This is a genomic window from Telluria sp. PB2R4, assembly GCF_059685695.1.
In genome coordinates, this window is the sequence record NZ_JCASIC010000011.1 from 121,143 (window position 1) to 143,195 (window position 22,053).

General features: G+C 66.9%; 13 protein-coding genes. 6 read left to right on the top strand and 7 right to left on the bottom strand.

All coding sequences use genetic code 11. The annotated features are described in order from the left end of the window. The first annotated feature begins 132 nt into the window (after window positions 1–132). Together AC56LU_RS18020 and AC56LU_RS18025 are read left to right on the top strand one after the other, a co-directional pair. Entirely contained in the window at window positions 133–1,326 is a 1,194-nt protein-coding gene (locus AC56LU_RS18020) for an MFS transporter (protein WP_497176984.1), read from the top strand. 54 nt (window positions 1,327–1,380) lie between these two features. Further along, on the top strand, window positions 1,381–3,321 hold the full coding sequence (locus AC56LU_RS18025; protein ID WP_497176985.1) for a TonB-dependent receptor domain-containing protein: 1,941 nt from the start codon (window positions 1,381–1,383) through the stop codon (window positions 3,319–3,321). 21 nt (window positions 3,322–3,342) lie between these two features. On the opposite strand, the gene AC56LU_RS18030 is transcribed toward AC56LU_RS18025, so the two are convergent. After that, window positions 3,343–4,404, bottom strand: a complete 1,062-nt coding sequence (locus tag AC56LU_RS18030) for an AI-2E family transporter (protein ID WP_497176986.1) — start codon at window positions 4,402–4,404, stop codon at window positions 3,343–3,345. Between the two features lie 109 nt (window positions 4,405–4,513). Next, complete coding sequence (locus AC56LU_RS18035) at window positions 4,514–5,962, bottom strand: Gfo/Idh/MocA family protein (protein WP_497176987.1); 1,449 nt, start codon at window positions 5,960–5,962, stop codon at window positions 4,514–4,516. A gap of 384 nt (window positions 5,963–6,346) precedes the next feature. Here AC56LU_RS18035 and AC56LU_RS18040 point away from each other — a divergent pair, with 384 nt between their 5' ends. The 3 genes from AC56LU_RS18040 (at window position 6,347) to AC56LU_RS18050 (ending at window position 13,525) form a co-directional block, all read left to right on the top strand. Continuing rightward, window positions 6,347–9,271 (top strand): TonB-dependent receptor domain-containing protein, encoded by a 2,925-nt coding sequence (locus AC56LU_RS18040; protein ID WP_497176988.1) that lies wholly within the window; start codon window positions 6,347–6,349, stop codon window positions 9,269–9,271. An 82-nt stretch (window positions 9,272–9,353) separates the two neighbouring features. Beyond that, window positions 9,354–11,837: a pectate lyase gene (gene pelA / locus AC56LU_RS18045; protein WP_497176989.1), complete on the top strand. Its 2,484-nt coding sequence runs from the start codon at window positions 9,354–9,356 to the stop codon at window positions 11,835–11,837. A gap of 128 nt (window positions 11,838–11,965) precedes the next feature. Further along, window positions 11,966–13,525 (top strand): EAL domain-containing protein, encoded by a 1,560-nt coding sequence (locus AC56LU_RS18050; protein ID WP_497176990.1) that lies wholly within the window; start codon window positions 11,966–11,968, stop codon window positions 13,523–13,525. On the opposite strand, the gene AC56LU_RS18055 is transcribed toward AC56LU_RS18050, so the two are convergent. Next, entirely contained in the window at window positions 13,520–13,987 is a 468-nt protein-coding gene (locus AC56LU_RS18055) for an Lrp/AsnC family transcriptional regulator (RefSeq protein WP_497176991.1), read from the bottom strand. The genes AC56LU_RS18050 and AC56LU_RS18055 overlap by 6 nt on opposite strands. 144 nt (window positions 13,988–14,131) lie before the next feature. Here AC56LU_RS18055 and AC56LU_RS18060 point away from each other — a divergent pair, with 144 nt between their 5' ends. Continuing rightward, window positions 14,132–17,659 (top strand): indolepyruvate ferredoxin oxidoreductase family protein, encoded by a 3,528-nt coding sequence (locus AC56LU_RS18060; protein ID WP_497177052.1) that lies wholly within the window; start codon window positions 14,132–14,134, stop codon window positions 17,657–17,659. A 170-nt stretch (window positions 17,660–17,829) separates the two neighbouring features. Here AC56LU_RS18060 and AC56LU_RS18065 read toward each other — a convergent pair whose 3' ends face one another. The 4 genes from AC56LU_RS18065 to AC56LU_RS18080 all read right to left on the bottom strand — a co-directional run bounded on the left by AC56LU_RS18065 (window position 17,830) and on the right by AC56LU_RS18080 (window position 22,031). Then, window positions 17,830–18,927 (bottom strand): extracellular catalytic domain type 1 short-chain-length polyhydroxyalkanoate depolymerase, encoded by a 1,098-nt coding sequence (locus AC56LU_RS18065; protein ID WP_497176992.1) that lies wholly within the window; start codon window positions 18,925–18,927, stop codon window positions 17,830–17,832. A gap of 84 nt (window positions 18,928–19,011) precedes the next feature. Continuing rightward, window positions 19,012–20,337, bottom strand: coding sequence for an ATP-binding protein (locus tag AC56LU_RS18070; protein WP_497176993.1), 1,326 nt, complete (start codon window positions 20,335–20,337; stop codon window positions 19,012–19,014). 72 nt (window positions 20,338–20,409) lie between these two features. Further along, the gene (locus tag AC56LU_RS18075) at window positions 20,410–21,321 is read right to left on the bottom strand and encodes an alpha/beta fold hydrolase (RefSeq protein ID WP_497176994.1); all 912 of its coding nucleotides are present in this window, start codon (window positions 21,319–21,321) and stop codon (window positions 20,410–20,412) included. 104 nt (window positions 21,322–21,425) lie between these two features. Continuing rightward, window positions 21,426–22,031, bottom strand: a complete 606-nt coding sequence (locus AC56LU_RS18080) for a redoxin domain-containing protein (RefSeq protein WP_497176995.1) — start codon at window positions 22,029–22,031, stop codon at window positions 21,426–21,428. Window positions 22,032–22,053: the final 22 nt, after the last annotated feature.

Below are 22,053 nucleotides of genomic sequence, written 5' to 3' on the forward strand. Positions count from 1 at the left end.
TCATGACGTAGGCTAACTAATGGACTGTCTTATTCATGAATGTACGTCATAAGGTCATGTAATCGGGGGCCGGTTTCCCGATGGGTTTGTCCCATACCATGCTGCCTCCTGCACCCGGCAAGCTTGGTACCCATGAACCCTGTTACCGTTTCTCCCGCCCGCGACGACACGGCCGGCGGCCCCGCCTGGGGCGCCGTGCTGGCCATGTCGCTCGCCGCTTTCGTGCTGGTCGCCTCCGAATTCATGCCGGTCAGCCTCCTGAGCCCGATCGCGGCCGATCTCGGCGTCACCGAAGGCCAGGCCGGACAGGCCATTTCCGTCTCCGGCGCCTTCGCCCTCCTGACCAGCCTGTGCATCCCCGCGCTGGCGGGCCGCTTCGACCGCAAGCTCCTGCTGCTGTCGCTGACGCTGCTGATGATGGTGTCCGGCACCCTGGCGGCCTTCGCGCCAAACTATCTGGTCTTCATGATCGGGCGCGCCTTCATCGGCGTCGCAATCGGCGGCTTCTGGTCGCTGTCGGCCGCTACCGCGATGCAGCTGGTGCCGCCCCAAGCGCTGCCGCGCGCGCTGGCGATCCTCAATGGCGGCAACGCGCTCGCGACGGTGGTGGCTGCGCCACTGGGCAGCTACCTGGGCGCGATCGTCGGCTGGCGCGGCGCTTTCTTCGCCCTGATCCCGGTGGCGGCGCTGGCCCTGGTCTGGAAGATGACCAGCTTCCCGGCGCTGCCCGCCGAGCGCAGGGCCGGCAGCGGCAAGGTGTTTGCGCTCCTCAGGCAACCCGCCGTCGCCCTGGGCATGGCTGCCGCAAGCCTGTTCTTCATGGGGCAGTTCACCCTGTTTACCTACCTGCGCCCGTTCCTGGAAACGGTCACGCGGGTCGACAGCGGGGCGCTGACGCTCCTGCTGCTCGGCATCGGCGTGGCCGGCCTGCTGGGCACCAGCCTGATCGGCGGACTGCTCAAGGAAGGGCTGTACCGCACTGTGACCGTCATCCCCCTCCTGATGGCGGCGATCGCGCTGGCGCTGCTGCGTTTCGGCGATTCGCTGGCCGTGACCGCGGTGCTGCTAGCCGCATGGGGCCTGGTGGCCACCGCGGCGCCGGTGGGCTGGTGGACCTGGCTCGCGCGCACCTTGCCCGGGGATGCCGAACGCGGCGGCGGACTGATGGTGGCGGTGGTGCAGCTGGCGATCGCGGCCGGCGCGACGGTCGGCGGTGTGCTGTTCGATGCGCAGGGCCACCGCGCCGCCTTCGGGGTGAGCGCCGCCATCCTCGTGATTGCAGCCGTATTTGCCGTGCTGGCCGCACGCGCCGGCAGGCAAGCTTGATGGTGCCGAGTCGATGCTGGATAATGCCGAGCTTTCCGACCTGCGCCGTCCCCCATGCCGAAGATTCAGAGCACGACCCTCCTGCTGGCCCTCGCCACGGCGCCCGCCTGGGCGCAAACCTTGTCCCAGATACCGCCGCAGGGCCGGGCCGATGAAAACGCCATGCGCCAGGCCGAGGATGCCTTCGGCACCAGCGTCGGCCGCGAGACGATCGGCCTGTACAACGCGGGGAGCGTGCGCGGTTTCTCGCCGACCGCGGCGGGCAATGCACGTATCGAGGGCCTGTACTTCGACCAGGTCTGGGGCTTGAATGCGCGCATCCGGCGTTCGACCAACATCCGGGTCGGCATCTCGGCCCAGGGCTATCCGTTCCCGGCGCCGACCGGCATCGTCGACTACAGCTTCCGCAAGCCGGGCGAGCAGGCCAGGCTGGCGCTGCTCACCGGCGGCGACAGCTACGGCGGGGCCTTCGTCGAGGCGGACGGCGAACTGCCGCTGAGCGGCAGCCTGTCCCTCGGGATCGGCGCGGCCGCCAGCAGCAACGAGTACCCGAACGGCACCGACAGCCGCTCCCGCAATGCGGCGCTCAGCCTGCGCTGGCGCCCGAGCGCGGCGCTCGAGATCATCCCGTTCTGGAATCGCTCGGAGACCTACGACGACGAGAAGGCGCCGAGCTACCTGCCTGCCGGCCCCATGCTGCCGCCGCGCATCGAGCGCCGCCGTTTCAACGGGCCGGAGTGGGCCGACTACCGCACCACCGCGATGAATGCCGGCACCCTGGCCAGCCTGCGGGCGGGGGAGGGCTGGACGGTCCGCGCCGGGATCTTCCGCTCGCTGTACAACGACCACCGCGCCTTCACCCACCTCCTGACCGGCGTGACGCTTGAAGGCAGCGCCAACCGCCGCCTGATCGTCGATCCGCCGGCGGAGAACGCCTCCACCAGCGGCGAACTGCGCGTCACCCGAGAAGTGTTCGAGGGGCCGCGCCTGCACAAGCTGCACGCCAGCGTGCGCGGGCGCGACCGCCAGCGCCGCTACGACGGCTCGCAGGCCTTCGACTTGGGGCGCACCACGATCGATGCGCCGTACACCGCCCCGGCGCCAAGCTTCGTGTTCGGCGAGCAGACCCGCGACCGCACCCGCCAGTGGACCGGCGGCTTCGCCTACGACGGACGCTGGCGCCATGTCGGCGAGATCGGTTTCAGCCTGCAGAAAACCGATTACCGCAAGCGCCTGCAAAAGCCAGGCACACCGCTCGCCAGCGCCGAGGACAAGCCCTGGCTGTATAACCTGTCGGCGGCGGCGAACATGACGCCCGCGCTGGCCCTGTTCGGCAGCTTTACCCGCGGGCTGGAAGAGAGCGGCGTTGCGCCCAGCAACGCGGTCAACCGCAACGAACTGATGCCGGCCATCCGCACCACCCAGGGCGACCTCGGACTGCGCTATGCCGTGGGCCCGGGGATCAAGCTGGTTGCCACCCTGTTCGACCTGCGCAAGCCTTACTTCAATTTCGACGCGGCCAACCGCTACGCGCAGCTGGGCGACGTGCAGAACCAGGGGCTGGAGCTGTCGCTGGCGGGCGCCTTGGGCTCGCGCCTGAACGTGGTCGCCGGCGCGGTGCTGTCGCGGCCGCGCGCGACCGGCGAGGGAGTGAAACTGGGACGGGTGGGCGAGCGGCCGGTCGGCATGAGCCGGCGCACCGTCGAACTCAACCTGGACTGGCGCACGCCGTGGCTGGAAGGCCTGTCGCTGGACATGACGGCGTCGCACAGCGGCGCGATCACGGCCACGGTCGACAACCGGGTCGCGCTGCCGGCGCGGACCCTGGCGGCACTGAGCGGCCGCTACCGCTTCACGCTCGCCGGCCGCCCCGCGTCGCTGCGGGTGGCGGTGAGTAACCTGTTCGACACCTACGGCCTGGAGTTGCGCGGAGCGGGGGCCTACGACGTCATCAACGGACGCCTGGCCTCGGCCTACCTGTCGATCGATTACTGACTGCGCCTACCGATCCTTCTCTTACTCCGCGTGGAATTCGTCGGCGCGTGCGAACAGGCCCCAGCACGCGACGAACAGCGCTGCGATCACCGGCCCGATCACGAAGCCGTTCAGGCCGAACAGCGCCATGCCGCCGATTGTCGACAGCAGCACCAGGTAGTCGGGCAGCTTGGTGTCCTTGCCAACCAGGATCGGGCGCAGCAGGTTGTCCACCAGGCCGATCACCAGCACGCCGTACAGCGCCAGCACCGCGCCCTGCCAGACCGAACCGGTGAACATGAACCAGGCCGCCACCGGTCCCCAGACGATGGCGGCGCCCACCGCCGGCAGCAGCGACAGGAAGCTCATCACGACGCCCCAGAGCACCGGTCCGGGCACGTCGAGGAACCAGAAGATCAGGCCGCCCAGCGCGCCCTGGGCCGCCGCCACCAGCACATTGCCCTTCACCGTGGCCCGGATCACGGTGACGAAGTTGTCGAACAGGGGCCGCTTGTAGTGGGCATCCAGGGGCACCACGCGCTTGATCCGCGCCGCGATGCCGCGGCCGTCGCGGAACAGGAAGAACAGCAGGTAGAGCATGATGCTGGTGCTGACGAGGAAGCCGAGCGCGTTGCGCCCGGCATCGAGCGCATACCCCGCAGCCATCTGGCTGGCCTGCGCCAGGCCGGCGCTGAGCTTGTCCTCGAGCGTGTCCGTGATGGTCGATTCATACCGGTCGAACAGCGTGCCGGCCCATGAGGGCAGGCGCGCCAGCGCGCGGCGCTGCAGCGCATCGAGATCGAGCGTGCTGCCGCTGCCGATCATGGCGTACAGGCCAAGGGCCTGGTCGACCAGCGCGGCGGCGATCAGCGTCACGGGCAGGATCACCATCAGCACGATGAGCGCCAGGCTCAGCAAGGCCGCCGTATTGTGCCGCTGGCCCAGCGCGCCCAGGAGCCGGGCGTGCAGGGGCGCAAACACGATGGCCAGCACCACCCCCCAGAACACGGCGCCCGAGAACGGCAGCAAGACCCAGAAGAAGGCCAGCGTCACCACTCCCAGCAGGAGAAGGAAGGAGTTTTGCGGCAGCGTGAATTGTGTCATCGGGAGGCTCGAAGGACGGCGATGGCAACGATGATACTCGAACAACACGGAGGTGCGCACCGTCGCCGCCGCCATGCAGCGATGCCGCCCGCGCGACACGGGTCGCGGATCAGGGAATCTTGATCCGGATCGGCATCGCTACCGGCGCGCGGCGGTCCGGCATCGGTGCGCGCTCGGGCGGCGTGAGGCCGGTGACCAGGTCGGCCACGCGCACCGTCTGTCCCGTCTCGAAGCACTTGTTGGCCGCGATCCCGACCAGGGCCGACCAGGCGCCGGCGCGCTCGTCCGATGCGCGCTTGTACTTGTCGGCCGGGCCGTCGCCGAAGATCTCGGTGAGCATGACGTCGTCGCCGCCGCCGTGGCTGCCCTTGCCGATGATCGGTTCGATGTCGCGCGGCTGGCCGCGCATCGGGATCACCCGGATCGAGACGCTCTCGCTGCCGCTTTGCACCTTGGCGGCCCCGGCGGCGCCGCCCGATTCGACGATGCGGTGCTCGATGCGGCCCTTGGTGCCGTTGAAGGCGATGTGGTAGCCCTCCCAGGCGTCATAGGCCGACAGCGCGTAGTTCAGGTGCGCGCCATTGTCGTAGCGGACCATCACGTTCATCGTGTCTTCGATGTCGATCGACGGACGCCACACGCACTGGTCGCGGTAGTAGCCGTCATGTTTCTCATTGTCGAGGTAAAGGGCTTTCAGGCCGGGGTCGGAGGCCAGGTCGAAGTAGAAGCTGCACTTCTGCTTTTCGGGGCAGGTCAGGCAGCGCTCGTGCGGGCCGGACAGGCCCATGCGGCGTGCGGTCTCCGGAGTATAGAACTGGCGCGAGCCGAAGGCATGCACGGTTTCCGGCTGGGCGCCCAGCCACCAGTTGACCAGGTCGAAGTGGTGGGTCGACTTGTGCACCATCAGGCCACCCGAGTTGGCCTTGTTCGCATGCCAGCGGCGGAAGTAATCCGCGCCGTGCACGGTATTGAGCAGCCAGGTGAAGTCGACCGAGATGACGTCGCCGATCTCGCCCGACATCAGGAGCTCCTTGATCTGGGTGCGCGGCGGCGAATAGCGGTAATTGAAGGTGACGCGCACCTGGCGCCCGCTGCGCTTGACGGCGTCGATGATGCGCTGCGCCTTTTCCGCGGTGGTCGTCATCGGCTTTTCGGTGATCACGTCGCAGCCGGCGTCGAGCGCGCGCACGATGTAGTCGTCGTGGCTGGCGTCGGTGGTGGTGACGATCACGAATTGCGGCCTGGTCTCGCGGATCATGCGGTCGAAGTCCGCCGCGCTATAAGGACGCGGCTGGCTGGCGCCGGTCTCGGTGATGACTTTGACGGCGCGCGCCAGGCGGCCGGCATTGCGGTCGCAGACGGCCACGACTTCGCTGGTGTCGCGGAACTTGCCGGTCATGGCGTTGGTGAACATGCGCGCACGCGAACCCACGCCGACCACGGCATAGCGCTTGCGGTGGGTAGACGCATAGGCGCCGGTGGCGAGCATCAGGCCCGCCGCCCCGGCCGTCTTGAGCACGGTGCGGCGGTCGATTCCACCAGAATTCTTGTCATTCATTCTTCGTCTCCTGTCTTGTTGTGTCGGGCTGGTAGCTATGTTCGCCTGAAGAATTGAAATTGGCAAGACCAATTTAACGATTGGTCTGACTGAAAAATGGCAAGTGCTTGAGCGCTTTTTGTCGCTCAAACACAACAATCCGGTCGGGTAGCTGCGCCCGCCGGCGCCCGAATTGACAGGGATTTCCTCCTTTTTTTCAAGGAAGCGTAAATATTTGTTGCAACAAAGTGGCCTGACCAATTTATAATCCGGTCATATCAATTCTTGCTGAACCGACAAAGAGTGGTCAAGAATGACGGTGAGGCCAGCAGCTTTCCGAACACGGTGGCCTGGCCAATCAGTAGTGTGGTCATATCAATTCTTAAAAAAAGATAGGAGACGTGAATGAACCCAAGCTTTGTTCCCACCCCACGCCGCGCCCAACTGGCAAGCGCAGTGAGCCTGGCGCTGTTCCAGCTGGCGGCCCAGGCGCAGAACACCGCGCAGGTGGACAACCCGCCGTCGTCCGTGCCAGTCGCGCAGGCGGTGGTGGTGACCGGCTCGCTGATCCGCCGTGTCGACGACGAGGGCACGAATCCCGTTACCACCGTCAAGGCCCAGGAACTGGAAGCCCGCGGCCATACCGAACTGAAGGACTTCGTGCTGGAGCAGCCGCAATCGCTGTCGCTCGGCACCAACTCGGGTGCGGCCGGCCCGGTGACCAACCTGCGCGGCCTCGGCCCGATGCGCACCCTGTCGCTGCTGAACGGCCGCCGCCTGGCGAACGAGCCGCTGCAGGACCAGTACGTCTCGGTCAACGTGATCCCGCGCATGGCGCTGGACCGCGTCGAGACCCTGAACGGCGGCGGCGCCTCGATCTACGGCGCCGACGCGATCGGCGGCGTGCAGAACTACTGGACCAAGCGCGGCTACCAGGGCGGCGCGGTCAAGGCCGAATACGCCCAGCCTGAACTGAGCGGCGGCGGCAGGACCAAGAGCTTCGGCGGCATCTTCGGCTGGGGCGACCTGAGCGATGACGGCTGGAATGCCTACATCGCCGTCGACCACCAGAAGAAAACGCCGCTGTTCCAGGGCGACCGTCCGGAACAGCACGACCCGGCCGTACTGCGCGGACTGGGCCTGGGCATCACGCCGGACGCGCGCAACCCCAACCCGCTGGCCAACTTCGGCTTCGCGCGCAACGCCAACTCGAATTACAACCCGAACTTCGGCACCGGCTGCGCATCGCCCTGGTCGCTGCCGACCCTGGGCAACCTGAGCGGGAACACGCCGCCGACCTACGCCCCGGGCTGCATCCGTAATCCGCTGTACTGGAATGCCGTTACCGACGGCAGCGAGATCACCACCGTTGCCGGGCGCGCCAGCTGGAATCTCGCGGGCGGGCACAAGCTCGACCTCGACCTGCTGCATTCCGAGTTCACCGTGCAGAAATTCCGCGGCATGCAGGTGCCCGGTTCGGTCCAGCCGTTTACCACCTATTCGATGCCGGCAAGCAGCCGCTTTTATCCTGGCAAGGGCATCACGCCGCTGCCGCAGGTGGTGGGCAGCAACACCGGCGCCAACACGCCGGCCATGTTCATCGACCCGGCCAAGACCCCGGGCGCGGCGACGCCGCTGAACATGAACAACCGCGCCATCTACTTCCAATGGGGCCCGGGCGAACTCGGACCGGCCTACCGCAACGACGGACAGAGCAACGACCGCATCGTGCTGTCGCTCGAAGGCGACGTGATGGGCTGGGACTACCGTCTCGGCGCCAACTACGGCCGCTCCAAGCGCGACACCCGTGTGGGCGAAGGCTACATCCTGTACTCCAAGGCGCAGGCCGGCTTCGACCAGGGCATCCTGAATCCGTTCGGTCCGCAGGATGCGGCGGGCTTGCAGTACCTGCGCAGTATCCAGGCCGAGGACTACACCTACCGCCTGAACAAGGCCTTCAACAAGAGCATCGACGCCACCGTCACCCGTCCGGTCTGGACCCTGGGCGGCGGCGACCTGGTGCTGGCCGTGTCGGGCGAGCTGCGCGAAGACTCGGCGCGCACCTTCAACGCGCCGCTCGACTTCGTGCTCACCGGCGCCAACGGTGGCCTCGCCATCGACGCCGCCGGCAACGTCACGCGCTCCGACCTGGTCGGCGAGACGCCGCAGGGCGTGGCCAAGAAGCTCAAGCGCAAGATCTCCTCGCTGATGTTCGAGGCCGACGCGCCGATCACCAAGACCTGGCTGATCAACGGTTCGGTGCGCGCCGACCGCTATGACGACCTGAAGCAGACCACCGTGAATCCGGCGCTGGCGACCCGCTGGACCCCGAACGAGAAAGTGGTGATGCGCGCCTCGGTGTCGAGCGGCTTCCGCGCGCCGTCGATCATGGACATCCAGAACCCGACGCCGGAAGTGCGCACCCTGGTGATGGACGATCCGGTCCTGTGCCCGGGCAGCCAGCCGCTGGTGGCCGGCACCGGCACGCCGCGCCAGGGTTACACGGCCGACCAGGTCTGCAACGTCCTGACCACCTACTGGACCAAGTCGCCCAACAATACGCACCTGGAACCGGAAAAGTCGCGCGGCTTCAACTTCGGCATCGGCCTGGAGCCGATCAAGAACATGTCGCTCACCGTCGACTACTGGGGTCTGAAGCTGCGTAACGTGCTGGGCGCGGTCTCGATCGCCGAGATCCAGCAGAACCCGGCCAAGTACGAGAGCTTCATCAACCGCAACGCCGACGGCACGATCGACTACATCATCGCCAGCCAGGCCAACCGCGGCCAGACCCGCATCCGCGGCGCGGACATCTCGGCCAGCTACCGCTTCCCGAAGACCAGCTTCGGCAACTTCGACGCGAAACTCGATGCGACCTGGTACCACAAGTACGAGTTCCAGAGCGAAGCGGGCGGCCCGTGGATGAGCAACGTCGGCATCATCACCAACGACGGCCGCTACGGCAGCGCCGGCCCGAACGCCGGCCTGGCCGGCATGCCGCAGGTGAACCCGCGCTGGAAGTACACCGCCGCGGTCACCTACAGCAACGGAGCGTGGCGCACGACCCTGTCGCAGCGCTTCAACACCGCGCTGACCGACCTGACGCCGCGTGCCGGCTCGACCCTGACCGAAGTGGAATCGTATAGCCAGTTCAACGTGAACGTGCGTTACACGGGCTTCAAGAACACCACCGTGTCGCTGGGCGTGAACAACATCACGGAAGAATGGCCACCGCTCACCGCCAACACCATCTACAGCGGCGGCTATTTGACCAGCCTGGCCGACATGATGGGACGGGTGTATCGCGTATCGGTGGAATACAAGTTCTAAGCCGATCCTGCGCATGGCCGGCATGGACGGGGGCGCAAGCCTCCATCCATGCCGGCTTTTTCGTTTTTTAAGGAGGTGGAACATGCGAAACGCTGCACGCTTGCTGGGCGCCCTCTGCCTGGCGCTCCCCGCCATCTGCCAGGCGGCGGTCCTGGGCAGCATGACACCGGCCCAGCCGCTGAGCGAAGCGCGCATCGCCACGCTGCCGGCCGGGCAGCAGGCTTCCTGGACGGCGTACCTGGCGCGTTCGCGCGCGCGGATGGAAGCCGACAAGGCCGCGCTGGCGGCGGAACGGCGCGGCCAGCCCGTGGCGGCGGCGCGCCAGCATTCCAGTCCATCCGATGGCGGCATGCCGCTTCGCAAACCGGCCGCCTGGTACGGCGGGCCTGATGCGCTGCGGGTGGCACAGAATATCCTCGGCTTCCAGACGCCGGCCGGCGGCTGGGGCAAGAATGCCGACCGCGGCGGCGCGCCGCGCCGGCCGGGCGAGCACTGGGTGCCGGGCGAAGACGGACAGCGCAAGACATCCTGGAACTACGTCGGCACGATCGACAACGGCGCCACCACGACCGAGATGCGCTTCCTGACGCGGGTGCAGGCGCAGCTGCCCGGAACCCAGGGCGAGCCTTATCGCGCCGCTTTCCTGAAGGGGCTGCGCTATCTCCTGGACGCGCAATACCCCAACGGCGGCTTCCCGCAGATCTATCCGCTGCAGGGCGGCTACCACGATGCCGTTACCCTGAACGACGACGCCATGGCGCGGGTCGCGAACCTGTTGATGGACATCGGGGAAGGGCGCGGCGAACTTGCCTTCGTTCCCGCCGCGTTCCGCGACGACGCGCGCGCGGCGCTGCGGCGCGCGGTCGGCCTATTCTTGGCCACGCAGCAGACGAATGGCGGCAAGCGGACCGGCTGGGGGCAGCAATACGATGCCTTGAGCCTGGAACTGGCGGGCGCGCGCAACTTCGAACCAAGCGCCATGGCCACGCCCGAAAGCACGGGTGTCCTGCTGCTGTTGATGCGCCTCCCCGAGCCCTCGCTTGAAGTGCGGGACGCGGTGCACGCCGGCGTGGCCTGGCTGCGCTCAGCGGCGCTGCGCGATGTGGCGTGGCGGGCCACCACGCCGGAGGGCGGCCGGCGATTGCTGCACGCACCCGGCGCGGGCCCGATCTGGTCGCGCTACTACGATGCGCGCAGCCTCATACCCGTGTTCGGCGACCGCGACCGCAGCATCCACGACGACGTCAACGCCCTGTCGATCGAGCGCCGCAACGGCTATGCCTGGTTCGGCACGGCCCCGGCCAGGGCGCTGGAGCGCTACGCAAGCTGGGCGCCCGCGAACATGGCGGCGGCAAAGCCCCGGGTGATCGTCTCGACCGATATCGGCGGCACCGACTTCGACGATTTCCAGTCGCTGGTGCACCTGCTGCTGTATGCCGACACCATCGAGCTCGAAGGCCTGATTGCTTCGCCCTGGGGCGAGGGGCGCGAGCGCAAGCGCCACCTGCTGAGCATCATCGATGTCTACGAAAAGGACTACCCGAACCTGAAGACCTGGTCGGCCGCTTATCCGACTCCCGCCACCCTGCGCGGCATGGCGAAGCAGGGCGGGCTGGACCTGGCGGCGCCACCGGGCTGGGGACGGCCGACCGAGGGCTCGAACTGGATCGTCGAACGTGCGCGCTTGCCCGATCCGCGCCCGCTCTGGGTCCTGCTGTGGGGCGGCTTCGAAGACCTGGCGCAGGCGCTGCACGACGCCCCCGACATCAAGCCGAAGCTGCGCGTCTACATGATCGGCGGGCCGAACAAGAAATGGTCGAACGCGGCCTACGACTACCTGGCGCGCGAACACGCCGACCTGTGGATCATCGAGAACAACGCCAGCTACCGCGGCTGGTTCATTGGCGGAAGCCAGTCGGGCGACCTGGGCAACACTGCCTTCGTCGAGCGCCACGTCAAGGGCGCCGGCGCCCTGGGCGATTACTTCGCCGCCATCGCGCCGCAGGTCAAGATGGGCGACACGCCTTCGCTGGCCTACGTGCTGGGTGCGAACCCGGACAATCCCGCGCTGGAGGGCTGGGGCGGCAGTTTCGTGCGCGCCTGGGACCGTCCGCGCGTGGTCTTCGATGCGCCAACTTCCGCCAGCGACGTGGTCGAGACCTTCGCCATCATGGAGCTGGTCTATCGCCCCGCAGGCATGGCGCCAGCGGCGCCGCGCGCCAGCCTGGTCATCGACGAACAGGTATTCCCCGGCTTCCCGCAAGCGGACGGTTCATGGCGCTTCCTGTTCTCGCCCAAGGAAGACAAGACCTGGACCTACCGCATCGCCAGCGACCATCCGGGACTGGACGGGCAGACCGGCGGTTTCACCTCGCGCATGGCGGCGCCCGAACGGGCGCGCCAGCCGTCCGGCAGGTATCCAAACTGGTGGACCGACAACCCCGATCCGCACTTGCGGGAGGGACTCCACCAGGGGGCGAAAACGATCAGCCGCTGGCGCGAAGCCTTCCTGCGCGATTTCGCCGCCCGCCTGCGCAGGGCCCAGCTATCCGCGAACCGGAACTGACCTGCACAGCTTGGATGGTGCCAGCGACGAGCTTGCAATAGCGTAAAGACGGCGACAAGGCGCGGTATACTGAACATACCGTTTGTCGCCGCGGTACAGCGACTTGTCGAAGGATCGCAAGGGTCGAAATGCGCAGTAGGACCATCACCTGGATCGCCGCCTTGCTGGCCCTGGCCATTGCCGCTGTACTTCCGTGGCTGGCATGGCAGGAGGCCCAGCGCCAGGCCTACGAAATGTCGGCCGAGATGACCCGCGCCTACGCGCGCGCTGTCCTGCACCGCGCCGAAAAAACGGCCGGCCAGGCCGATGCCGCCGTCCGGCAGCTGCGAAGCCTGGGGGCGGCTCCCTGTTCTCCGGCGGCGTTGGCGCTGATGCGCCGGCTCGACCTGACCTCCACCTACATCCAGGCCGTCGGCTTCGTCCAGGACAACACGATCGTGTGTTCCTCGATGGGCAGCGTGCCGGTGCCACTCGGCCAAGCCACGCTGCGCAGCTCGCGCGGTGTCGCCATCTATCCGCACGTGCCGCTCGCCGCGCTGGGCGATTCGCCGCTGATGGCGCTGGAGCGGGACGGTTTCGCCACGCTGCTGCACCGTGACCTGCCGCTGGACATCGCGGCCGCGATCCCGGGAACCGCACTCGCGGTAATGCAGCTGGAGGCCGCTGCCGACAGTCCCGCGGAACTGACGAACGGTGCGGTCAGCCGTGCCTGGCTCGCGCAGCTCGGAGGCCGTCCGGAGGCCAGCTTCATCGACGGCCGGCAACTGGTGGCCGTGGCCCGTTCAAGCCGCTTCCTGATGGCGGCAGTCGCGGCAGTGCCGGTCACCTACATGGAGGATCGCGCCAAGCACATCGCCTGGCGCCTGGTGCCGGTGGCGGCGATCGTCGGGGTGGCAATGGCGGCGGCGGTGCTGACGCTGGGACGCCGCCAGCGTTCGATCGGCGCCGCCATGCGCCATGCCCTGAGCAACAACGAGTTCTACCTGCAGTACCAGCCGATCGTCGAGCTGGCAAGCGGACGCTGCGTCGGCGCCGAGGCACTGCTGCGCTGGAAGCGCGGGACCGGGGAGCAGATCGGGCCGGACCTGTTCATCCCGGTGGCCGAACATTCCGGCATCATCACCCGGCTGACGGAACGCGTGCTCGCCCTGGTCCAGGCGGATGTGGGCAGCTACCTTGCGTCCCACCCCGATTTCCACATCGCGATCAACCTGTCCGCCGCCGATCTCCAATCGGCGGCGATCGTCGACCTGGTCGACGGTTTCCTGGAGCGCAGCGGCGCAAGGGCGTCCAACCTGATCCTCGAGATCACGGAGCGCAGCTTCCTCGACATGGAGCACGCCGTGCCCGTCACCGCGGCGTTTCGCGCGCGCGGCATCGAGGTGGCAATCGACGACTTTGGTACCGGGTACTCGAGCCTGTCCTACCTCGAAGCGCTGGAACTGGACTTCCTCAAGATCGACCGCTCGTTCATCGACGCGATCGGCACCAGGGCGCCGACCAGCCAGGTGGTCGGACATATCATCGCCATGGCACGCACACTGGGCCTGCGCATGGTCGCCGAAGGGGTGGAAACCGAGGCCCAGGCAGCCTTCCTCCGCGAGCACGCGGTGCAGTACGCGCAAGGCTGGGTGTTCGGCAAACCGATGTCGTTTGCCGATGTGCTGCGCCTGCCCACCCGCCTATAGCGGCAGGGCGGTCTCGTACTTCACCTCGCGCAGCGCCACGCTGGTGTTGAGCTGCGACACGCCCGGCAGCTTGAGCAGCACGTTGTGCAGCAGGTCGTGGTAGGCATCCATGTCGGCGACCATCACCTTGACGATGTAGTCGGAGGTCCCGGTCATTTCGTAGCACTCCATCACTTCGCGGCAGGCCTTCATCTGCGCTTCGAAGGCATCGACCACGCCGGCCTCGTGCCGGGTGAGCGAGACGTGCAGCATGCACACCAGCCCGAGATCGAGCTTGCGCCGATCGAGGAGGGCGGCATAGCGGCGAATGTAGCCGTGCTCTTCGAGTTCCTTCTGGCGCCGCCAGCAGGGCGAGGCCGACATGCCGGCCCGCTCGGCCAGTTCGTTGACGGACAGGCGGCCATCCTGTTGCAATTCCCGTAAGATGCGCAGCGAAGCGGCGTCGAGGTTGAATTTGTCCATAACATGCTCTGCAGTGAAATAGTTTACCTATTCTGAAGCAAAAGCGGGCAAGTTAGAAAAGTTATTTCCTCGGGCGGGACTATCATCTTTCACTATCAACAAGCCCTGCAGGGCTGGCATAGTGGAGACGAGCAGATGGGAACGATGCACGAGGAGGTCGGCACGGGGACGGCACTGGCCGATCCGTCCTACCGGCTGGACGACAACCTGAAGCGCGAGCACGGCCGCGTCTTCCTCACCGGCACCCAGGCATTGATCCGGCTGCCGCTGATGCAGAAGGCGCTGGACGAGCGCGCCGGCCTGAACACGGGCGGCTTCATCTCGGGCTACCGCGGCTCGCCGCTGGGCGCGGTCGACCAGGAAGCCTGGCGCGCCAACAAGATCCTGCAGCGGCAGGGCATCGAATTCCTGCCCGCGATTAACGAGGAACTGGGCGCCACCGCCGTGCTGGGAACCCAGCAGGTCGGCGGCGACGCCAACCGTCTAGTGGATGGCGTGTTCGCCATGTGGTACGGGAAGGGGCCCGGCGTGGACCGCGCCGGCGACGCGCTCAAGCACGGCAATGCCTATGGGTCGTCAGCGCTGGGCGGCGTGCTGGTGGTGGCCGGCGACGACCACGGCTGCGTATCGTCGTCGATGCCGCACCAGAGCGACCATGCCTTCATGGCCTGGGGCATGCCGGTGCTGAACCCGGCCAATATCGAGGAATACCTGGAGTTCGGCCTGTACGGCTGGGCGCTGTCGCGCTTCTCGGGCGCCTGGGTCGGTTTCAAGGCGATCTCGGAGACCGTGGAAGGGGGCGCCGTCGTGGAGCTGCCCGAGCCTCCGCGCTTCAACATGCCGGAAGCCTACGTCCCGCCAGCCGACGGCCTGCATTACCGCTGGCCCGACCTGCCCAGTCTCGCGATCGAACAGCGCGTGGCCGACAAGCTGCAGGCCGTGCATGCCTTCGCGGCCGTGAACTCGATCGACAAGCTGGTCGTCCCCGCGCCCGCCGCCACGCTTGGCATCATCGCGGCCGGCAAGGCGTACCTGGACCTGCTGGAAGCGTTCGAGCGCCTCGGCCTGGGACTGGACAAGCTCGACGAACTCGGCCTGCGCCTGTACAAGCCGGGCCTGACTTTCCCGCTCGAGCGCACCCGCCTGCACGCCTTCGCGCAGGGCTTGTGCGAAGTGCTGGTCGTGGAAGAGAAGGGCGACGTCATCGAAGGGCAGTTGAAAAACCTGCTCTACAACCTGCCGCCGCAATCGCGTCCGCAGGTGCTCGGCAAGCTGGATCTCGAGGGCCATCCGCTGCTGTCGCACTTGGGTGAACTACGCCCCTCGCGCATCGCGCCGGTGCTGGTGCGCTGGCTCGGGCCGAAGCTGCCCGCGCTGCGCCTGCAGGAATTCCTGCCGCAATTCTGCCGCGCCGAGCTGCTGTCCAACGGCGCCGACGCGGTCAAGCGCACACCGTATTTCTGCTCCGGCTGCCCGCACAATACCTCGACCCGGGTGCCCGAAGGCAGCCGCGCGCTGGCCGGCATCGGCTGCCACTTCATGGCGAGCTGGATGAAGCGCGATACCGTCACGCTCACCCAGATGGGCGGCGAGGGCGTGCCCTGGGTCGCCGCCTCGCGCTTCTCGCGCGAAAAGCACGTGTTCCAGAACCTGGGCGACGGCACCTATTATCACTCCGGTTCGCTGGCGATCCGCCAGGCGATCGCGGCGCGCGCCAACATCACGTATAAAATCCTGTACAACGACGCGGTGGCCATGACCGGCGGCCAGCCGGTGGACGGCAAGCTGAGCGTCCCGCAGATCCTGCAGCAGGTGCTGAGCGAAGGCGCGGTGGAGGCGGTCGTCGTCACCGACCAGCCGGAGAATTACCAGGGCGTGACCCTGCCGCCAGGTGTGGCCGTGCACCATCGCAGCGAACTCGATGTCGTGCAGCGCCGCCTGCGCGAGATCCCGGGCGTGACGGTGCTGGTGTACGACCAGACCTGCGCCGCCGAAAAGCGCCGCCGCCGCAAGAAGAACAAGCCCGACAAGACCGTGTTCCCCGACCCGCCGCGCCGCATGGTGATCAACCCGGCGGTGTGCGAGGGCTGCGGCGACTGCGGCGTGCAGTCGAACTGCCTGTCGATCCTGCCGCTCGAGACGCCACTGGGCCGCAAGCGCCAGATCGACCAGGCCTCGTGCAACAAGGATTATTCCTGCGCCGAGGGCTTCTGCCCGAGCTTCGTGTCGGTCATCGGCGGCCAGCTCAGGAAGCCGGCCGCTGCGTCGCTCGAACTGCGCCAGCTGGAAGACATGCTGGCGGCCTACCCGCTCCCGCCCGCCTACGGATTCGACAAGCCCTTCGAGATGCTGGTGGCCGGCGTCGGCGGCACCGGCGTCGTCACGGTCGGCGCGCTGGTCACGATGGCCGCCCACCTCGAGGGCAAGGGCGCCTCGACCCTGGACTTCATGGGCTTCGCGCAAAAGGGCGGGGCGGTGATGTCGCACCTGCGGCTGGCGCGCTCGCCGCAAGCCTTGCACCAGGTGCGCATCGACCTGCAGCAGGCCGACGCGCTGCTGGCCTGCGACCTGGTGGTGGCCGCCATGCCGGAGGCGCTGGCGACCATGCGGCGCGGACACACGCGCGTGGTCGCCAACGAGTACGAAACCCCGACCGCCGAATTCACCCGCGATCCGGACGCCGACATCCGCAAGGACGATCTGCTTGCCAAGATCCTGGATGCCGGCGGCCCGGCGCTGCGCCTGAATGCGCAGCAGGTGGCGAGCAGCGTGCTGGGCGACCCGATCGGCGCCAACATCCTGATGATGGGCGCGGCCTGGCAGCTCGGGCTGGTGCCGGTCAGCCTGGAAGCCTTGCTGCGCGCGATCGAGCTGAACAACGTGGCGGTCGAGATGAACAAGAAGGCCTTCATGCTGGGACGCCTGGTGGCGGCCGACGGCAAGGCGGCGCAGCGCCTGGCGCAGCCGTCCAAGGTGGTGCAGTTCACCCCGCCGGCTTCGCTCGAGGAACTGGTGCACTTCCGCGCCGGCTGGCTGGCGCAGTACCAGGATGCCGCCTATGCGCAGCAGTACCGCGCCGCAGTGGCGAAAGTCGAAGCACGCGAGGTCGCGATCGAGGGTGCGGCTTCGAAGCGGGCGGTGAGCAAGGCAGTCGCCCGTTCGCTGTTCAAGGTGATGGCCTACAAGGACGAATACGAAGTGGCGCGCCTGCACACCCAGACCGGTTTCCTTGACGGGCTGCGCGAGCAGTTCGAGGGCGACTTCCGCGTCGAGTACCACCTGGCGCCGCCGCTGCTGGCGCGCAAGAAGCCCGGTAGCGACGTCCCCGCCAAGATGCGCTTCGGTCCGTGGATGCGCTCGGCCTTCCGCATGCTGGCGCCGCTCAAGCGACTGCGCGGGACCGCCTTCGATCCGTTCGGCTACACCCACGAGCGCCGCGCCGAGCGCCGGCTGCGCAGCGACTACTTGGCGCTGGTCGACACGCTGGCCGCCGAACTCACTGCGGAGAACCGCGCGGCGGCGCTCAAGCTGGCGCAGGTGGCCGAGTCGATCCGCGGCTATGGCCATGTGAAGGCGGCCAACATGGCGCGCGCGCAAGAGGAAACCGCGCGCCTGCTGGAGGAGTTCAGGCAGCCAACGGTGGAGATGAAGGTGGTCCACCTGCATCGTTGATCGGATGTTAACTCGTAGGGTGTGCGGCTTCGCCGCACGCGCGTTCAAATCCTGGTTCTGCAGCCCGCGCGTGCATGCCACCACGAGTTGAACGCGCGGCCCTAGGCGGTCCCCGGCATAGCCGACCACCCTACGAACGGCGACCACCGTCGGCCGCGTCGGCCCGGTCCTCAGCGCCGCTGCTTGCCGAAGAAGTCGAGCATCATCCGGCTCGCGTCCGGCCCGGCCTTGTCGTTGAACTTCCTGGCCGGATCGCCGCCGCTCCATGCATGACCGAGGTTTCCGATGCGCACCACCCGCAGCAGCAGCTTGCGGCCCACCAGGTAGTCGTCGACGGCATGGGCGTTGCGGCTGCCGCTGCGCGTGCCCGGCTTGACGGTGACCCGCGTCGCCGGCCCGGCCGGCAAACCGTTCAATTGCAGCCACTGGCGCGCCAGCTGGAACTGGTTGATCGGACGAACGACCTTGTCCTGTTCGCCCTGGATCATCAGCGCCGGCATCGGCGGCATGGCCCGGCGCTCCAGCACGGCGCGGATGGCCGCGTCGGACTGCAAGGGCGCGCCGTGGCGCATCACCTGGAGTGCCCCCACAGCGCTGTGGCCCGCGCCGAACACGGGCGCCGAATGCAGGCCGACCGCGGCGATCAGCTCGGGATGGTTGAGGGCCAGCACGGCCGCCATGCCGGCGCCGGCGGACAGGCCGCATGCATAGATGCGGCGGCGGTCGATCGGATGCTGGCCGCACACCCCCTCGACCAGCGCCGCCAGCGCCGCCGTATCGCCGTCGCCCGCCTGGCTGGCCCGGTCGTACCAGCGCCAGCAGCGCTGCGCCTGCATCGTCTCGCCTTGCTGCGGGTAGAGCAGGGCGTAGCCTTTTTCTTCGGCCAGCCGGTTCATCCGCGTGCCTTCGGCAAAGTCGATGGCGCTTTGGTGGCAGCCGTGCAGCATGACGACCAGGGGCCACCCATGCTTGGCCACGGTCTCAGGCCGGCTTTTCGGCAGGTATAGCCAGTAGGACATGGTCCGGTCGAAGGCCTGGCCGGGCTGGGGTGGCAGCGGGAACTGTGCCGCCAGCCATGTGCCTGGTGCGGGGAGCGGCCTTGCATGCGCGGGCCTTTTTGGCGGCGGGGCATTCCGTGGCGGGCGTTGACGGGCGGGCGCCTGCGCCGGCGAGAACGCGGTCAGCAGTGTCGTCGCCAATGAGCGTTGTGCCTTGGCGGCGCGGGTCAGGCTGCGCAGCAGGCGTACTCCGGGGACAGGCTTGGCCATATGGGCTCCGCAAAGCTATGTTGCAGTGCAATATAACCGTTCCTGTGGCGGCCTTCGGTGCGTTGGCGAACGCGGCGAGCCCGGTCAGCTGGTCGCGCCGGCAGCCGAGTTGGATTCGTGACCCGATGTCGCTGCGTTCTCATGTCTGATCAGCTGCAGGACGATGGTGAACGCGCTGCCTCGTCCCTCGCCCTCGCTGGTCGCGAAGACCGTGCCTTGATGGATTTCGACCAGACTTTTAACGAGCGCCAGCCCGAGACCAAGGCCACCATCCTGCCGGCTGGGAGACCGTTCCGCCTGGACGTAGAGGTCGAACAGATGGGGCAGCAGTGCAGCGGATATGCCGGCGCCATTGTCCCTCACCTCCACGCTGAGCGTCGTTTCCTGTGCTCGCAAGATCACTGCGATCTCGCCGCCCTCAGGCGTATAGCGAATCGAGTTGGCCAGAAGGTTGCCCATCACCTGGATCAGTCGGGTCTGGTCCCCATTCACGATGCAGGGACTTTGCGGAATCACGACTTTGATACGGTGCTTCTTCCGTTGAAGGGCGGGCATGATCTGTTCGACAGCGATTTTCACCACTTCGCCCATGTCGAGCGGCTTTTTATCAACGGTTATAAGACCCATTCCGATACGAGACACATCGAGCAGGTCCTCGACCAGGCGGCTCATATGGCTTGTCTGCCTGGCGATCAGTTGACCGAGCCTGGCCGGCTGGGCCGCATCGGAAGTATCCCGTTGCAGCATCTGCGCCGCCATCGAGGTCGCCGACAGGGGACTGCGCAGTTCGTGACTCAGGAGGGAGAGGAATTCATCTTTGCGGCGGTTCGCCAGGACCAGCGATTCCGCCTTTTCGTGCAGCAGGCGGTTTAATGTCGCGACCGTCTTGTTGGTTTCTTCCAGATTCTTCGAGACGATCAGTAACTCGGCCTGCTTCGATCGCAGGGCCAGCAGCGCATCGTTGAGATCCTTGTTTTGCTGTGTTGCATCTGACAAAGCGACGTTCGCCGGCAAGGCGTCTAGCCGATGTACCGCAAGCTGGAGCGAATCGGCGTCGAGATGGGGCGAATTCCTTGCAAACGGCTTGTGAAACCTGATGCTGGATCGTTCACCGTCTGCAAACACCTCGTGTTGCTCTATGAAAAGCCCCGCGCCGTCAAGGTCGGAAACAGTTGCGGAACTGGACTCGACGAGAATGACCAGCGCCTGCCTGCCCGGCTCGTTCGTTACCGAGAACTGTACTGATCCGTTATGGCCGGACGCGTTTCGCGCGAGTTCGGAAACGACCGTCGCCATGCGCGTCTGGTCTTGCCGATTAAACCCGCAGAATGCCGCGATCTGGCGCGCACGCTGGCGCGACGCGATGACGTCGAGTTCGGAGCTGAGCGTGATAGTGAGGATCGGTGTCATGTCGCGCCACTTTAACTGAAATCAGCGTGCCGCGTAGGAATCATCTTACATAGTTTTCAAAAATGCACAAACTCAGGGTGCCGCCAGGAAGGCCTTCACCTCACCCTGGAAACGCTGCGGCTGATCCCACATGATGAAGTGCGCGCTGTCCGGGATGCGCTTGAGCGTCAGCGATTTCACCGGCGCATAGGCGCTCTTGTACACGTAGTCGAACTGCTCGGCCGGAAGCGGCACGCCCTTCGGCTGCACGTAGAGCACCGTCACCGGCTTGGTGATTTTATTCAGTTCCGGGATCAAGTTGGTCACGATCAGCTCGCGGTAGGCGCGGCTGCTGACGTCGGGGTCGCTGGCACGCGAATCCGAGATGGCGGAGGCGCGCATGGTTTCGGTATTGACCATGCCGGCAATGGTGTCGCTGGTGCTCTTGGCGCGCTGTTCCGGGCTGGCGCTGCGGATGCCGGCCATCGCCGCGTTGGCAACCGCTTCGACCTTCTCCGGCGGCGCGCCGGGGCCGGCGAAGAAGGTGCCGAGGTAGGGGTACATATCGACCACCATCAGGCGCGACAACGCTTCCGGATGGCGCGCCGCCAGCATCATGCCCATGGTGCCGCCCATCGAATGGCCGATCACGGCCGGCTGCTTCAGGCCGTTTTCCTTGATGTAGCGGGCGATCTCCTCCGCCACCGGCGCCGCCACATTGCCCTCCTTGTTGCCGCCCGCAGGCTGGCCAGCGAAGCCCGACACCTGCACCAGGTGGTAGCGATAGCCCTTTACTGCGGCCACGGTCGACTCCCAGGCGCGCGGCGACGAGTTCAGGCCCGGGATCAGCACCACGTCGGGGCCGGAACCCTCGGTGCGCACGCTGATGCGGTTCGACTCGAAGGGCGCTGCCAGCGCATGCGTGAGCGGCAGGAAGGCTGCGTAGGCCGCGGCGGCCAGCAGAGTGCCGCGTAAAGACAGGCGTGAAAACAGCGTGCGGCGCATGCAAATCCCCTCGTTGTGTATGTTGGGAATCATCATAGCAGCGGCCGCCGGGCGTGGCGGGCCATGCGCCAAATTTATTCCAGGCGCATGGTCCCGCGGCCCGATCAACCGTACTTGACCGAGCAGCCGTAAGGCTTGGTAACGGCCTGGCTCAGGGGCTTGCCGGCCAGCGATTCGTCGATCGCCTGCACCATGTAGTTGGTGGCGCCCTTGATGTCGCCCGGGTTGGCGCTCGGCTTGCTGTCGATTGCGCCGGCGTACACCAGCTTGCCGCTCGGGTCGATCAGGTACATGTGCGGCGTGGTGCGCGCACCGTAGGCCTTGCCGATCGCGCCACCGGTATCCATGATGGTGGCCGCGGGCATGGCCTTCTTCGCCTTCACCCAGTCGCTGATGGCGGCCGACTTGCCGGCGCGGTCGCCGTCGGCGCTGGTGCTGACCGCCAGCCAGACCACGCCCTTGTCGGCGGCGTACTTCTGGGTGCTGGGCATGTTACCGCTGTCGTAGTGCTTCTTCACAAAAGGGCATTCCGGGTTGACCCATTCGAGCACCACGTACTTGCCCTTGTATTGGTCCAGCGATACCGGCTTGCCGGCGGCGTCGACGCCCTTGAAGGCGGGCGCGGGCTGGCCCACGACGGCTTCGGCCAGGGCACTGCCGTTGAATAGCAGGCCGGCGGCCAGCAGCGAGAATGCGATGGTGCGCTTCATGAAATCCTCCTGAACAGTTAGT